General features: G+C 59.1%; 13 protein-coding genes, 1 pseudogene and 1 riboswitch. Of the genes and pseudogenes, 12 read left to right on the top strand and 2 right to left on the bottom strand.

Going from position 1 to position 15645, the window contains the following annotated elements:
• Positions 1-13: 13 nt before the first annotated feature.
• The 10 genes and pseudogenes from mdtD to OJ965_RS08900 form a co-directional block, all read left to right on the top strand.
• Positions 14-1432 (top strand): annotated as a pseudogene (mdtD, locus tag OJ965_RS08945) (multidrug transporter subunit MdtD); the annotation flags it as partial.
• Entirely contained in the window at positions 1429-2814 is a 1386-nt protein-coding gene (gene baeS / locus OJ965_RS08940; protein WP_058956693.1) for an envelope stress sensor histidine kinase BaeS, read from the top strand. The pseudogene mdtD and the gene baeS, both read left to right, overlap by 4 nt.
• Positions 2815-2820: 6 nt before the next feature.
• Positions 2821-3528, top strand: a complete 708-nt coding sequence (gene baeR / locus OJ965_RS08935) for an envelope stress response regulator BaeR (protein ID WP_009089220.1) — start codon at positions 2821-2823, stop codon at positions 3526-3528.
• A gap of 123 nt (positions 3529-3651) precedes the next feature.
• Positions 3652-5031 (top strand): prephenate-dependent tRNA uridine(34) hydroxylase TrhP, encoded by a 1380-nt coding sequence (trhP, locus tag OJ965_RS08930; protein WP_154927631.1) that lies wholly within the window; start codon positions 3652-3654, stop codon positions 5029-5031.
• 222 nt (positions 5032-5253) lie between these two features.
• Complete coding sequence (yegS, locus tag OJ965_RS08925) at positions 5254-6153, top strand: lipid kinase YegS (RefSeq protein WP_046102207.1); 900 nt, start codon at positions 5254-5256, stop codon at positions 6151-6153.
• 201 nt (positions 6154-6354) lie between these two features.
• Positions 6355-7569: a D-mannonate dehydratase ManD gene (gene manD / locus OJ965_RS08920; protein WP_009089214.1), complete on the top strand. Its 1215-nt coding sequence runs from the start codon at positions 6355-6357 to the stop codon at positions 7567-7569.
• Between the two features lie 10 nt (positions 7570-7579).
• Positions 7580-8590, top strand: coding sequence for a Zn-dependent oxidoreductase (locus OJ965_RS08915; RefSeq protein ID WP_046102209.1), 1011 nt, complete (start codon positions 7580-7582; stop codon positions 8588-8590).
• Between the two features lie 80 nt (positions 8591-8670).
• The gene (locus OJ965_RS08910) at positions 8671-9954 is read left to right on the top strand and encodes an MFS transporter (protein ID WP_265138891.1); all 1284 of its coding nucleotides are present in this window, start codon (positions 8671-8673) and stop codon (positions 9952-9954) included.
• A gap of 65 nt (positions 9955-10019) precedes the next feature.
• Positions 10020-11486 carry a mannitol dehydrogenase family protein gene (locus OJ965_RS08905; RefSeq protein WP_265138890.1) on the top strand — a complete coding sequence of 489 codons (1467 nt, stop codon included), beginning with the start codon at positions 10020-10022 and terminating at the stop codon, positions 11484-11486.
• 100 nt (positions 11487-11586) lie between these two features.
• Positions 11587-12273: a GntR family transcriptional regulator gene (locus tag OJ965_RS08900; protein WP_046102212.1), complete on the top strand. Its 687-nt coding sequence runs from the start codon at positions 11587-11589 to the stop codon at positions 12271-12273.
• A 57-nt stretch (positions 12274-12330) separates the two neighbouring features.
• On the opposite strand, the gene thiD is transcribed toward OJ965_RS08900, so the two are convergent.
• Together thiD and thiM are read right to left on the bottom strand one after the other, a co-directional pair.
• A complete protein-coding gene (gene thiD, locus OJ965_RS08895) occupies positions 12331-13131 on the bottom strand; it encodes a bifunctional hydroxymethylpyrimidine kinase/phosphomethylpyrimidine kinase (RefSeq protein ID WP_009089204.1) in 801 nt (266 codons plus the stop codon).
• Positions 13118-13915, bottom strand: a complete 798-nt coding sequence (gene thiM / locus OJ965_RS08890; RefSeq protein ID WP_154927627.1) for a hydroxyethylthiazole kinase — start codon at positions 13913-13915, stop codon at positions 13118-13120. The genes thiD and thiM overlap by 14 nt, the downstream gene beginning before the upstream one ends.
• A 34-nt stretch (positions 13916-13949) precedes the next feature.
• Positions 13950-14046, bottom strand: a riboswitch (TPP riboswitch).
• 306 nt (positions 14047-14352) lie between these two features.
• Here thiM and OJ965_RS08885 point away from each other — a divergent pair.
• Positions 14353-14550, top strand: coding sequence for a hypothetical protein (locus OJ965_RS08885; RefSeq protein WP_072052741.1), 198 nt, complete (start codon positions 14353-14355; stop codon positions 14548-14550).
• 99 nt (positions 14551-14649) lie between these two features.
• Positions 14650-15609: an AEC family transporter gene (locus OJ965_RS08880; RefSeq protein ID WP_009089200.1), complete on the top strand. Its 960-nt coding sequence runs from the start codon at positions 14650-14652 to the stop codon at positions 15607-15609.
• The last annotated feature ends 36 nt before the right edge of the window (positions 15610-15645 follow it).

Raw genomic sequence — 15645 nt, 5'->3', positions numbered from 1 at the left:
CAGATCGGCTGAATCGGGGGAAGGGATGAGTACGCAAAGCACTAACGTCCGCTGGCAGTTGTGGATTGTCGCCATCGGCTTTTTTATGCAGACGCTGGACACCACCATCGTGAATACGGCTATTCCGGCGATGGCGCACGATCTGGGCGTCAGCCCGCTGCACATGCATGCGGTGATCGTCTATTACGTCCTCACCGTGGCGGTGATGCTGCCGGTCAGCGGCTGGCTGGCGGATCGCTTTGGCGTGCGCAACATCTTCTTCAGCGCGATCCTGCTGTTCAGTCTGGGATCGCTGCTGTGTGCCCTCTCCGGCACGCTGGATCAGCTGGTGCTGGCGCGGGTGGTTCAGGGGATTGGTGGTGCCATGATGGTGCCGGTGGGGCGACTGACGGTGATGAAAATCGTTCCACGTGAGCAGTATATGTCCGCCATGACCTTTGTCACCCTGCCCGGCCAGATTGGCCCGCTGCTGGGCCCGGCGCTGGGCGGGGTGCTGGTCGAATACGCCAGCTGGCACTGGATCTTCCTGATTAATATCCCGGTCGGCATCGCCGGCGCGATTGCCACCCTGATGCTGATGCCCAACTACAGCATGCAGACCCGCCGCTTCGATTTTGCCGGTTTTTTTCTGCTGGCCGCCGGTATGGCGACCCTGACGCTGGCGCTGGACGGTCAGCGCAGCAGCGGCGGCTCCGCCCTGCTGCTGGGTGCGATGATCCTCGCGGGCCTGTTCTCGCTGCTGTTCTACCTGATGCACGCGCGCGGCAATGATAACGCGCTGTTCAGCCTGAAGCTGTTTGATAACCGCCTCTACGCTATCGGCCTGCTGGGCAGTTTTACCGGCCGTATCGGCAGCGGCATGCTGCCCTTTATGACGCCCATCTTCCTGCAGCTCGGCATGGGCTACAGCCCGTTCCACGCCGGTCTGATGATGATCCCGATGGTGCTGGGCAACATGGGGATGAAGCGTATTGTGGTGCGCATCGTTAATCGCTATGGCTACCGCAACGTGCTGGTGATGTCGACCGTGGCGCTGGCGCTGGTGGTGCTGCTGTTTCCGCTGGTGGCGATCCTGGGCTGGGTCTGGCTGCTGCCGCTGGTGCTGTTTCTTCAGGGCATGGTCAATGCCATTCGCTTCTCCTCGATGAACACGCTGACGCTGAAAGAACTACCGGACACGCTGGCGTCGAGCGGAAACAGCCTGCTGTCGATGATTATGCAGCTGTCGATGAGTATTGGCGTCACCGTCGCCGGGCTGCTGCTGGGCGCCTTTGCTCAGGAGGGCGCAGCCAACAGCGCAGCAGAACATCAGATGTTTATTTACACCTACCTGTGCATGTCACTGATTATTATCCTGCCCGCGCTGATCTTCTGGCGCGTTCCGCCGCAGGTGAGTAGCAACGTCGATTTGCGACGCCGGAGAAAACAATGAGAGTTAACCTGCGCCTGGGTATCGGGGCCAAACTGTTTATGGCGATTTTCGCCACCTGCATGCTGGTACTGATTACCATGCACTGGGGAGTCCGCCTCAGCTTTGAGCATGGCTTTGTCGACTATATCAAGCGCGGCAATCAGCAGCGCCTGAGCCTGCTCGGCGATGCGCTGGCCGATCAGTATGAGCAGCACGGCAACTGGGATTTCCTGCGCCACAACGACCGCCTGGTGTTCACCATGCTGCGTTCGCTGGAGCAGAATCCGGGCAACAGTCAGCTGCCGCCGCATGGCTGGCGCACCCAGTTCTGGATCCTCGACCAGCAGTACAGGGTGCTGGTCGGGCCGCCCACGCCGGTGCCGCCCGAGGGCACGCGACGCAACATCACCACCAGCAACGGTAAGGTGGTCGGCTGGGTTATCGGCTCCCCGCCGGAGCGGCTGACGCGCAGCACCGACATTAACTTCGATCAGCAGCAGCGCCGCACCAGCTGGATTATCGTTGGCCTCTCGACGCTGCTGGCGGCGCTGGCCACCTGGCTGATGGCGCGCGGGCTGCTGGCCCCGGTCAAACGGCTGGTCGACGGCACCCATCATCTGGCTGCGGGCAACTTTGCCACCCGCGTCGAAGTCAGCAGCCGGGACGAACTGGGCCAGCTGGCCGGTGACTTTAACCTTCTTGCCAGCTCGCTGGAGAAAAACGAAAGCATGCGCCGCGCCTTTATGGCGGATATCTCCCATGAGTTACGCACGCCGCTGGCTATTCTGCGCGGTGAACTGGAAGCGATGCAGGATGGCGTGCGCAAACTGACGCCGGAAGCGATCGCTTCGCTGCAGAGTGAAGTGGTGGTGCTGACCAAGCTGGTGGATGACCTGCATCAGCTGTCGCTGTCGGATGAGGGTGCCCTGGCCTACCGCAAACAGGCGACCGACCTGGTGCAGCTGCTGGAAGTCACGGCGGGCAGCTTTGCCGAACGCTACCGCGCACATGGCCTGACGTTAAAGCTGAACCTGCCCGATGATGCTCCCTTCTTCGGCGATCCCGATCGCCTGATGCAGCTCTTCACTAACCTGCTGGAGAACAGCCTGCGCTACACCGACAGTGGTGGCCGGGTTGAGGTGACGCTGAAGTATCAGGCTCCGCACTGGCGGGTAGAGTTTGATGACAGCGCGCCGGGCGTGGATCGGGAACATCAGGCGCAGATTTTTGAACGCTTCTTCCGCACCGAAGGCTCCCGTAATCGGGCCAGCGGCGGATCGGGACTCGGCCTCGCCATCTGTAAGAACATTGCAGACGCGCACGGCGGTGATATCTCTGCGTCGCACTCTGATTTAGGTGGACTGAAAATCGCGCTACACTTGCGCTATGTTCCCCTTGCGTAGACGCTTATGAGCCTGGAAAACCACGACCCGCTGATTCTGGTGGTCGAAGATGAGCCCAAACTGGCGCAGCTGATGATCGACTATCTGCACGCCTCCAATTACCGCACCCATCACATCGCCGACGGCAACGGCGTGCTGGATTATGTACGCCAGACCCCACCCGACCTGATGCTGCTGGACCTGATGCTGCCGGGCACCGACGGTTTAACGCTGTGCCGGGAAATCCGCCGGCATTCGGAACTGCCGATTATTATGGTCACCGCCCGCACCGAGGAGATCGATCGGCTGCTGGGGCTGGAGCTGGGTGCCGATGACTACATCTGCAAACCCTTCAGCCCGCGGGAAGTTGTCGCGCGGGTTAAGACCATTCTGCGCCGGGTAAAACGTTCGGCGGAAGAGCCGCAGAGCAGTTCGCTGCTCAGAGTCGATGAGAGCCGCTTCTCGGCCAGCTGGCGTGATAAGCCGCTCGATTTAACCCCGGCCGAGTTTCGTCTGCTGAAAACCCTGTCGCTGGAACCGGGCAAGGTCTTTTCGCGCGAGCAACTGCTCAACCATCTCTATGATGATTACCGCGTGGTAACCGATCGCACCATCGACAGCCATATCAAGAATCTGCGGCGCAAGCTGGAGAATCTCGACAGCGAGCAACCCTTTATCCGTGCCGTCTACGGCATGGGCTATCGCTGGGAAGCGGATGCCTGTCATTTGATCTAGTTTGATCCCGATCAATTTACTTCCCTTTTCTCACTGCCTACAATTCCGCACCTTTTGCAGGGCTTCACGGCCCTGCCGCTGCCGCCTCTGGCGGCATACTGACCTGACATCAGTGAGAATCCCATGAAACCTGAACTGCTCTCCCCCGCCGGGACGCTGAAAAACATGCGTTACGCCTTCGCCTATGGTGCCGATGCCGTCTATGCCGGCCAGCCGCGCTACAGCCTGCGGGTGCGTAATAATGAATTTACCCACGAAAATCTCGCGCTGGGCATCAACGAAGCGCACGCGCTGGGCAAAAAATTCTATGTAGTGGTCAACATCGCGCCGCACAACGCCAAGCTGAAAACCTTTATTCGTGACTTAACGCCGGTGGTGGCGATGCAGCCTGATGCGCTGATTATGTCCGATCCGGGTCTGATTATGCTGGTGCGTGAGGCCTTCCCGGCGATGCCGATCCACCTCTCAGTGCAGGCCAATGCGGTCAACTGGGCCACGGTGAAGTTCTGGCAGCAGATGGGGCTGAGCCGGGTAATTCTGTCGCGCGAGCTGTCGCTGGAGGAGATCGCCGAAATCCGTCAGCAGGTGCCGGAGATAGAGCTGGAAGTCTTTGTTCATGGTGCGCTCTGTATGGCCTATTCCGGTCGCTGCCTGCTCTCCGGCTATATGAACAAACGCGATCCGAACCAGGGCACCTGCACCAACGCCTGCCGCTGGGAATACAAAGTGGCGGAAGGCCAGCAGGATGAGGTGGGCAACATTGTCGGCATCCACCAGCCGGTGACGGTGCAGGAGGTGACGCCAGCGCTGGGCATCGGTCAGCCGACCGACAAGGTGTTCCTGCTGGAAGAGAAGATGAAACCTGGCGAAGTGATGAGCGCGTTCGAAGATGAGCACGGCACCTATATCATGAACTCGCGGGATCTGCGTGCGGTGGCACATGTGGAGCGGCTCAGCGAGATGGGCGTCCATTCGCTGAAGATTGAGGGGCGCACCAAGTCCTACTACTACTGCGCGCGCACCGCCCAGGTGTATCGCCGCGCGATTGACGATGCCGCCGCGGGAAAACCCTTTGATGCGTCACTGCTGCTCACCCTGGAGGGTCTGGCACATCGTGGCTATACCGAAGGCTTTCTGCGTCGTCACACTCACGACAGCTACCAGAACTATGAGCAGGGCTTTTCCGTCTCCGATCGTCAGCAGTTTGTGGGCGAGTTTACCGGCGAACGCCGGGGCGAATGGGCCGAAGTGGCGGTAAAAAATAAGTTCATGCTGCACGACAGCGTGGAGATCATGACGCCCGACGGCAACCTGCAGTGCCAGCTTGATGCGCTGCAGGACAGCCGTGGCGAACCGACCGGCGTGGCACCGGGCGACGGTCATCGCGTCTGGCTGCGGGTGCCTGAGGCGGTGGATCTGCACTTTGCGCTGCTGCTGCGTAACTTCGATCACGGCGAAGATACCCGGGCCCCTCATAATCGTTTACCAACGGAAACAAATTGATGAAATCAGAACAGGATCACAGACCCCTGCGCCGGGCTGCTTTATAGTCCCGCCTGCTGCTAACGAGTAACAACAAACGGCAGATTTACCAGGAACCACCTCATTTACCCGCCCGGCTCCCCCGTGCGGGTTTTCTTTTTTCATGCTTTCGCCAATAATCTGGTGCTGGAAGCTGTGTTATACCTTCCCCCTCCTACTCTGTAGATCATCAAGGAACGCACAATGGACAATAAACCGCTTACGCTGCTCATCCTGAATGGGAAAGGCGCCGGTAATGACGATCTGCGCGATGCTATCACGACCCTGCGGGAAGAAGGCTTTGAGATTGCGGTGCGCGTCACCTTTGAGAAAGGCGACGGCGATCGCTATGTCAAAGAGGCGATTACGCTGCGGGCTGCTACCGTCGTTGCCGGTGGCGGCGATGGCACCATCAACGAAGTTGCGACGGCGCTGGCGGCTTCGGAAGCGGAACATCGCCCGGTGCTGGGCATTCTGCCGCTGGGCACCGCCAACGACTTTGCCACCAGCGTCGGCATCCCGGAAGAGATGGAGCCGGCACTGCGGCTGGCGATTCAGGGCAAAGCGAGTGCCATCGATCTGGCCCGGGTCAACCAGAGTCACTACTTCATTAATATGGCGACTGGCGGCTTCGGCACCCGGATCACCACAGAAACCCCGGAAAAGCTGAAATCGGCGCTGGGGGGTGTCTCCTACTTTATTCACGGCCTGATGCGCATGGACACGCTGAAACCCGACACCTGTGAGATCAGCGGTCCCGATTTTGCCTGGCAGGGTGATGCGCTGGTGATCGGCATCGGAAACGGGCGTCAGGCAGGCGGCGGACAGCGACTGTGTCCCTCTGCCCTGATTGACGACGGGCGGCTTGATGTCAGCATCGTCACCGCGCAGGAGCTGCTGCCGACCCTGTTCCATTCCCTGACCGGCGATGATGACAATCCCGGCATCGTCACCACGCAGCTGGAATCACTGACGATACGATCGCCTCATGAGATGACCTTTAACCTGGATGGTGAACCGCTCTCCGGACGCGAATTTGTGATTGAGGTAATGGCAGGCGCGCTGAGCTGCCGTCTGCCTCCGCAGTGTGCCTTACTCTCCTGATGCTGAGGGGGCAGCGCCCCCTTTTTGTTTCTCCCTCCCCTCCTGATGTTACCTTTATTAACATACACCCCTGTTTTCTCACGCTTTTTCTGGCGATAAAAACAGCATGTGACTGGCTTCACAACTCTGTCCTTTTAACTTGTATGGTAGTATTAATGCGCGTACGTTTTCATCATCGAAGGCTGACTCAAGGCAAACAGGATGAAGATTGTAAAGGCAGAAGTATTTGTAACCTGCGCAGGCAGAAACTTTGTCACCGTCAAAATCACCACCGATCAGGGTCTGACCGGCATTGGTGATGCAACCCTCAATGGCCGGGAACTGCCGGTCGCCTCCTACCTGAAAGATCACGTCTGCCCGCAGCTGATCGGCCGCGATGCGCATCAGATCGAAGACATCTGGCAATACTTCTACAAAGGGGCCTACTGGCGTCGTGGCCCGGTCACCATGTCTGCGATCTCGGCGGTCGATATGGCGCTGTGGGATATCAAAGGCAAAGCGGCCAACATGCCGGTTTATCAGCTGCTGGGCGGCGCCTCCCGCACGGGCGTGATGGTCTATTGCCACACCACCGGTCACTCCATTGATGAAGTGATGGATGACTACGCGAAGCACAAAGAGCTGGGCTTTAAGGCGATTCGCGCCCAGTGCGGCGTTCCGGGCATGAAGACCACCTACGGCATGGCGAAAGGGAAAGGACTGGCCTATGAACCGGCGACCAAAGGCAACTGGCCGGAAGAGCAGCTCTGGTCAACGGAAAAATACCTCGATTTCACCCCGAAACTGTTCGCCGCGATCCGCGATAAGTTCGGTTTCGATGAGCATCTGCTGCATGACATGCATCATCGTCTGACGCCGATTGAAGCGGCGCGCTTTGGCAAAAGCGTGGAAGATTATCGTCTGTTCTGGATGGAGGATCCGACGCCGGCTGAGAATCAGGAATGCTTCCGCCTGATTCGCCAGCACACCGTCACACCGATTGCGGTGGGCGAAGTGTTCAACAGCATCTGGGATTGTAAGCAGCTGATTGAAGAGCAGCTGATCGACTATATCCGCACGACCATTACCCACGCGGGCGGCATTACCGGCATGCGACGCATCGCTGATTTTGCGTCGCTCTATCAGGTGCGCACCGGCTCACACGGCCCCTCTGACCTCTCCCCAATCTGCATGGCCGCGGCGCTGCACTTCGACCTCTGGGTGCCCAATTTCGGCGTGCAGGAGTATATGGGCTTCTCTGAGCAGATGATGGAGCTGTTTGACGCCAGCTGGACTTTTGACCAGGGCTATATGCATCCTGGCGACAAGCCGGGCCTCGGCATCGACTTCAACGAAAAACTGGCGGCGAAATATCCCTATGAACCCGCCTATCTGCCGGTCGCCCGTCTTGAAGATGGCACCCTCTGGAACTGGTAAGGAGACCGTTATGAAAAGCGTTGTAATTGAAGAGCCGGGCAGGCTGGTCGTCGCTGAACGTCCCCTGCCGCAGCCTGCGCCAGGGGAAGTCCGGGTGAAGGTGGCCTATGCCAGCATCTGCGGCTCAGATGTGCATATCTGGCACGGCCATAATCCCTTTGCGAAATATCCACGGGTGATTGGTCATGAATTTTTCGGCGTGATCGATGCGGTCGGTGACGGTGTTGATACTGGCCGACTGGGTGAACGCGTTGCCGTCGATCCGGTGGTGAGCTGCGGCAGCTGCTATCCCTGCTCGGTGGGCCGCCCCAACGTCTGCACCACGCTGCAGGTGACGGGCGTGCATCGTGACGGCGGTTTCAGTGAGTATGCGCTGACACCGGCAAACAATGCCTGGCGCCTGCCGGACACCATTCCCGACCAGCTCGCCAGTCTGGTCGAGCCGTTTACCATCGCGGCCAATATCACGGCCTTTCTCAGGCCGCAGCCGGACGACGTGGCACTGATTTATGGTGCTGGCCCGATGGGACTGACCGCGATTCAGGTGCTGAAAGGCGTCTATAAGGTGAAAAAGGTGATGGTGGTGGATCGGCTGCCGGAACGTCTGGCGCTGGCTGAACAGAGTGGTGCCGACCAGCTGTTCGACAACAGCGCGATCCCGCTGGCAGCGCAGCTGGAGGGCGTGCAGCCCACGCTGATTATTGATGCGGCCTGCCATCCCGCCATTCTGGCGGAAGCCGTCGCCCTCGCCTCACCGGCGGCGCGTATCGGCCTGCTCGGCTTCTCCGGTGAACCCTGCAGCCTGACCCAGCAGAGCCTGACCAGTAAAGAGCTGTCGCTGTTTACCTCACGTCTGAACAGCAACCGCTTTCCGCAGGTGATCGACTGGATAGAAAAAGGGTTAATCCAGCCAGAAAAACTGGTCACACACACTTTCCCCCTGCAGGAGATTGAGCGCGCGATGACCCTGTTCGAAAAAGATCCGCGCACCTGCTGCAAAGTGATCCTGCAGATGGGGTAATGCGTTGCTGAACACCAGGTGTCCTGAGCCAGCGTTCGCGCTGGCACACTTAAAAAGAGAAAACAGATCACGGAGTTTTTATGTTCAAGAATCTGCGCTGGACCCTCGTTTTACTGCTGTTTCTGGTTTACATGATCAATTACCTCGATCGTGTCGCGCTCTCCCTGACGGTTCCGCTGGTTGAAAAAGATCTGGCGATCAATGCAGAGCAGTTCGGCATGATTTTCGGCAGCTTTTTCTTTGGCTATGCCCTGTTCAACTTTGTCGGCGGCCTCGCCACCGACCGCTTTGGCCCTAAGATCGTGCTGGCCGTAGCGGTGGCCGCGTGGTCCATCTTCTGCGGTATGACCGCGCTCGCCACCGGCTTCTGGTCGCTGCTGATCCTGCGCGTGCTGTTCGGCATGGCAGAAGGCCCCATCTGCTCCTCGGCTAACAAAGCGATTAACGGCTGGTTCCCGAAAAAACAGGCCGCAACGGCCATGGGCTTACTGAGTGCCGGGTCGCCGCTGGGCGGTGCCGTCGCCGGTCCGATTATTGGCTATCTGGCCCTGGCTTACGGCTGGCGTCCGGCGTTTGTGATTGTCTGCTGCATCGGGCTGGTCTGGATGACATTCTGGCTCTTCTTCGCGGCGGACAATCCGGCGAAGAGCAAACGCGTCACTGAAGAAGAGCGGCTGCTGATCGAACGCCTCAAGGCGACCAGCCCGAACGATGAGGTTGACCTGTCAGAAACGGCCCATCCGTTTGGTTACTACCTGCGCCAGCCGATTATCCTGGTCACGGCATTTGCCTTCTTCTGCTACAACTACATCCTGTTCTTCTTCCTGAGCTGGTTCCCGGCCTATCTGGTGCAGGCACACGGCCTGGATATTAAATCGATGAGTATCACCACCATGATCCCGTGGATCGTCGGTTTCGTCGGCCTGGCACTGGGCGGCTGGATCCCCGATAAAATCTTTAACATCACCGGCAAGCTGTTGTTGTCACGCAAAATTGTGCTGGTGGTCTCACTGCTGGCCGCGGCAATTTGCGTGGCGCTGGCGGGTACGATAAAAGAGGTCGTGCCTGCCGTGATTATGATGTCGGTATCGATTTTCTTTCTCTACATCACCGGCGCGATCTACTGGGCCATCATTCAGGATGTGGTACATAAGAGTCGCATCGGCAGCATCAGCGGCTTCATCCATCTGACAGGCAGCCTCTCCGGCATCATCGGGCCGATTGTCACCGGCTTTATTGTTCAGCACACCGGCAAATTCGACAGCGCCTTCGTGCTGGCCGGTTGTGTCGCCGCGCTGGGCGCCTTCCTGGTCTTGTTTGTGATTCGCAGTCCGAAAACCCAGGACAAACCGGTTTCGGTCTGAGTGTTGTTCCGCTAACAGAACGCTGACTGGGGCGCTGAGCGCCCCGCTTTTCAAAAGGACGGATTATGTTACAGATTGATCGCCTGCCTGCTGAGGTTAAACGCCCCTCCTACGACCGCAGCAAACTGAAGACCCGCATGGTACACATCGGTTTTGGTGCCTTTCACCGCGCACATCAGGCGATGTGCAGCGACAGGCTGGCCGAAGAACAGGGCAGCGACTGGGGCTACTGTGAGGTCAATCTCATGAACAGCACCGGACTGATTACGGCGCTGCGCCAGCAGGACCTGCTCTACACCCTCACTGAGCTGGCGGATGGTTCTCAGCAGACCCGGGTGATCGGCGTCATCACCAGCGCCCTGAAGGGCGACAAAGACGGTATTGAAGCTGTGATCAACGCCATGAGCCAGCCGGATATCGCCATCGTCTCCATGACCGTGACCGAAAAGGGTTACTGCCATCTGCCCGCCAGCGGCAATTTAAACAGCAATCATCCTGATATCGTCCATGACCTGCAGAATCCGCAAGCCCCCCGCACGGTGCCCGGTGTCATTCTGGCGGCGATCCGCCGTCGCCGCGAGCTGGGATTACCGCCCTTCACCGTGATGTCCTGTGACAACATGCCGGAAAATGGGCATGTGACCCGCAATGTAGTGACCCAGCTGGCGGAGCGTCAGGATCCTGCGCTGGCAGAGTACATTCAGCAGCACATCACCTTCCCCTCCACCATGGTGGACCGCATCGTTCCGGCCATGACCGACACCGCACTGGCCGCGCTGCACAAGCGTCTGGGATGTGAAGATCCGGTCGCGATTGAAGCAGAACCCTTCTTTCAGTGGGTGATAGAAGATAACTTCGTTAATGGTCGCCCGGCGTGGGAGAAAGCGGGTGCGGAACTGGTCAGTGATGTACTGCCCTATGAAGAGATGAAACTGCGCATGCTGAATGGCAGTCACTCTTTCCTGGCCTACCTCGGCTTTCTGGCGGGGTATGAGTACATCAGCGACTGTGTGGCCGATCCCCATTTCCGCGCCGCCGCCCGTTCACTGATGATTGATGAACAGGCCCCGACGCTGCGCACCCAGGGCGTGGATCTCAATGCCTATGCCGATTCGCTGATCGCCCGCTATGAAAACCGTGCGATTAAACATCGCACAGGGCAGATCGCCACCGACGGTACACAAAAACTGCCGCAGCGCCTGCTCGACAGTCTGCGCTGGCACCTGCAGCGTGGCAGCCGCTGCGACCTGCTGCTGCTTGGCGTCGCGGGCTGGATGCGCTATGTGGGCGGCGTTGATGAACAGGGCCAGCCGATTGAGATCCGTGATCCGATGCAGAAAAAACTGGCGGAGTGCGTTGCCGCCAGCGAAGAGGGTGAAGCGCGCGTGCGGGCGCTGCTCGCCCTCCGCGAAGTGTTTGGCGATGATTTGCTGCAGAACGACGACGTGGTCGCCCGACTGACGGCCTGGTATCAGCAACTGACCACCGAGGGCGCGCGTGCCACTGTGCATCAGTGCCTGAATCGCGGCTGAAGGCGGGACAATAAAGCGCTGGCGCAGACGCAGCGTGCTGATTAGACTGACACTTTGCCAACGCGCTGGCGTCTGCCAGCCGTAATAGGGATATTGCTGCATGTCGAGCGCCTATACCATTACCACCAGCGAACCGGTCAATCAGCAGATTTACCGTTATCTGCGCAAAGATATTGTCACCTGCGCGATTCAGCCAGGTTCGCTGCTCTCTGAGAAAGAGGTCTCCGCACGCTTCAGCGTTTCACGTCAGCCGGTGCGCGAAGCGTTTATCAAGCTGGCGGAAGCCGGACTGGTACAGGTATTGCCGCAGCGCGGCACGTTCGTGCGTAAAATCTCCGCTAAGCGGGTCGCGGATGGCCGCTTTATCCGTGAGGCGGTGGAAGTGTCGGTGGTTCGTCGTGCCGCGCTGGAAATTGGTGATTCGGCGCTGATGACGCTGGAGCACAATCTGCAACTGCAGCGGATGGCGGCGGAGCGGCATGACAGCCAGGCGTTCCTCACGCTTGACGATGAGTTTCATCGTCTGATCGCGGAAAGCATTGACTGCAAGCTGGCCTGGGAAACGGTCGAGAATATCAAAGCGACGATGGATCGGGTGCGCTTCCTGACGCTGAGTGAAGTCTCACCGCCGGAAAAGGTCATTGAGCAGCATGAAGAGATTTATGCCGCCCTGAAACAGCATGATGCCGATGCCGCCGAAGCGGCCATGCGTCATCACCTGCAGGAGATGATCTTCTCCATCACCCCGATTGCTGAGCGCAACAGCGCCTGGTTTGAAGCCCCCTGAATCCCTCCCGAGGGTTCCCGCCTCGCCTGATTATCCGGGCGAGACGGGCAGTCTCTCTTACCACCATTGATGAAAATGGTGAACCGGCCCGATGCCCTTCCCGACCTCCAGCGAATCCGCCTGCATCAGCGCCTGCTGCAGCCAGTTTTTCGCTTCCTCAATCGTCGTCTCCCATCCGTCATGACGCGGACGCAATGCGGCCAGTGCCGCCGACAGCGTGCAGCCGGTGCCATGCGTATGACGGGTCTTCACGCGCGTTGTACTGAACCGCTGCTCTGCCGATGGTGTAATCAGCCAGTCGGGACTCTCCGCTGCCGTAAGATGCCCTCCTTTCATCAGCACGGCCTGACAGCCCAGCGCCAGCAACGCCCGCCCCTGTTCGCGCATCTCCGTCTCATCGGTGGCAATGGCGCAACCCAGCAGGGCCGCCGCCTCTGGCAGGTTCGGAGTGATCAGCGAAACCTGCGGCAGCAACCGCTCACGAACGCTGGCGACGGCGTCCGGTGAGAGCAGCGCATCACCACTTTTCGCCACCATCACGGTATCCAGCACCACAAAAGGGATCGCCGCCTGCTTCAGCCGCGCCGCCACCTGCTCCACGATAGCCGTTTCTGACAGCATGCCGATTTTCGCGCTGTCGATACGCACGTCATTCAGCACAGAATCGAGCTGGGCGGCGACAAAGTCCGGTTCGATGCGATAAACAGCCTGCACGCCCTGCGTATTTTGTGCCACCAGCGCGGTGATGACGCTGGTGCCATAAGCGCCCAGCGCCGAGAACGTTTTCAGATCGGCCTGGATCCCTGCGCCACCGCTGGGATCGGTGCCGGCAATGGTCAGGGCATTAATGCGTTTCATGATTGCCCTCCAGGGTCCAGAGTGCATCCAGAAACGCCGTGGCAAAGCTGCCCGGCCCAGTCGCCTGCCCCGCAGCCTTTTCACCGGCAGTCGCCATCACCTGACAGGCCGCGGCAATATTCAGCAGGCCATCGCCGGGCAGTGCGCTGAACCCGGCCACGACCGCCGAAAGCGCACAGCCGGTTCCCACAACCCGCGTCAGCATGGGAGAGCCGCCACGAATGGCAAAAGTGCGCTGACCATCAGTTGCGTAGTCCACTTCACCGGTGACGATGACCCGCGTGTTCCACTCTTTCGCCAGCTGCCGCGCCGCGTCGAGCGCCGCATCTGCCGGGTGCAGCGTATCCACGCCGCGTCCGCCACTGGCCTGCTGCGCCAGCGCCAGAATCTCTGACGCATTGCCGCGTATCACCGCCGGTTGCTGACTTAATAATTGCTGGCAGAAGTCGCTGCGCAGCGTCAGGGCACCGACAGCGACCGGATCGAGCGTCCAGGGCGTGCCCGCCTCCCGCGCCGCGCTAACCGCTGCCTGCATCGCCCGCTGACGCTCGGGCGTCAGCGTCCCGACGTTAATCAGCAGGGCATCCGCAAAGCCGCTGAACTGTGCCGCTTCGTCAGCATCGATCACCATCGCGGGTGACGCATTGAGTGCCAGCAGGACGTTGGCGGTAAAGTTCTGCACCACGTCATTCGTCATGCAGTGCACCAGCGGTGACTGACGGCGAAAGGTGTGCAGAAGGGGCGCGAACTGCGCGGCAGAAAGGTGTTGAGATGGCTGTATCATCGTAGCTCCCAACCGGCGGACAAGAAGGCGAATGCGGTCAGGCATCAGACTTCCCTACGCTGGCATTATCCAGATCAGGTAATACGGGTATTTCTCAGCCTTCACAAAGAAGGGCACCCCGAGTCGAATTACGGTTTGCAGCATAGGCAAGCCGTTCTCTGAAAGCAAGCAACAGCCGCCAGCGAAATGACCGGAACGGAACCTTACGCATGATCCCGATCAACGTTCCATAGTGCAAAAAAAGGCTTAATGCTGCGGGCCTCAGGGATACCTCTTAAGAGGTACTCCTGCTGTCAGGCCTGATGGGTACTGGCCATCGCTCAGACTCTGACCATTTCATAATAATTAACCTGCGCGAAACACCGTTGTAAAAAAACACCTTATTTCATGGAGTTATCGACTCCTGAAGCGGAACTTCATACTACTCAGGATGTATGATGCGATTGTCAGCGCTTATTCCTCACCGCCATCGATGGCAGGATGTTCAAATCGAACGCCAGGGCGCCATCGCCCCTAATGGCCGACATTACCTTTCCACCTATATCTCGGCCCGTTGTGCGGGCTGCGGCGAAACTATCCATCGTGTTTATTACCGGGACATCAGTGACCAGCAGGCGCGTCGCTGGTTAGGCTGACAGCCCGCCCGACGGCCTGTTCCAAAGCAGGGATGAGTTAACAGTTAGTTAGCGATTTGTTAGTCTGGTAACTATCCATGGTTTACCCAGACGCCTCTTATGCCACTGCTGTTTGAAAGCCTGAGCCATCAGATTTACCTGTCAGCCCCGCTGTTTATCCTGATCCTGCTCGGATATGGGCTGACACGCTTCGGGAAATGGCCTGCCAGCATCAGCGAAGGCATGAACCGCTTTGTGTTTAACGTTGCGCTGCCCTGCATGCTGTTTCGGGTGATGAGTACCTTCTCGCAAAGCCCGCCGGTGGATGCGCGCCTGCTGCTGGCCTTTTTTGGCAGTTGCCTGCTGGTGTTTATCGTGGGACGCCTGCTGGCGACACGGCTGTTTCAGCTTGACGGCGTGGCCGCCTCGGTCTTTGCGCTGGGGGGGATCTTCTCCAACAACGTGATGCTGGGGATCCCGGTGGCTACCGTCCTGCTCGGGCCAGAAGCGCTGCCACCGGTGGCGCTGGTGCTGGTGTTTAACAGCCTGATTCTCTGGACCCTGCTGACCGTTTCGGTCGAGTGGGCAAAACAGGGCAGCTTTTCCCTGACAGGTCTCTGGCGCACCCTGATCGGCGTGCTGAAGAATCCGCTGATCGTCGGCATTCTCAGCGGCACGGCCTGGAGCTTTCTGCAGCACCCCTTGCCGCAGATCGCCGCTGAACCGCTGCGGATGCTGGCCTCGCTGGCGGCCCCCCTGTCGCTGGTCACGCTGGGCATGAGCCTGGCACATTATCGGGTGCGGGAGGGTTTAAAAGAGAGTTATACGATCTGCCTGCTGAAGCTGGTTCTGCAACCGATGACGGTATGGGCTATCGCGTGGCTGACCGGTTTGCCTCCGCTGGAGAGTAAAGTGGTGGTGCTGCTGGGGTCGATGGCGGTCGGGGTTAACGTCTATCTGATGTCGCAGAAATTCAATGTCATTACCGGCCCGGCGGCGGCCAGTATGCTTTTCTCTACGGTGTTTGCGGCCGTGACGACGCCGGTATGGATGATGCTGATGACGCTGGCGGGCTATTAACAGGCGCATAAAAAAAGCCCCTCAGCACAGGGGCTG

The sequence above is a fragment of the Pantoea anthophila genome (assembly GCF_026104315.1).
Lineage (GTDB): Bacteria > Pseudomonadota > Gammaproteobacteria > Enterobacterales > Enterobacteriaceae > Pantoea > Pantoea anthophila.
Note: the sequence above shows the minus strand (reverse complement) of the source record. Positions and strands in the feature narration are given on the sequence as shown.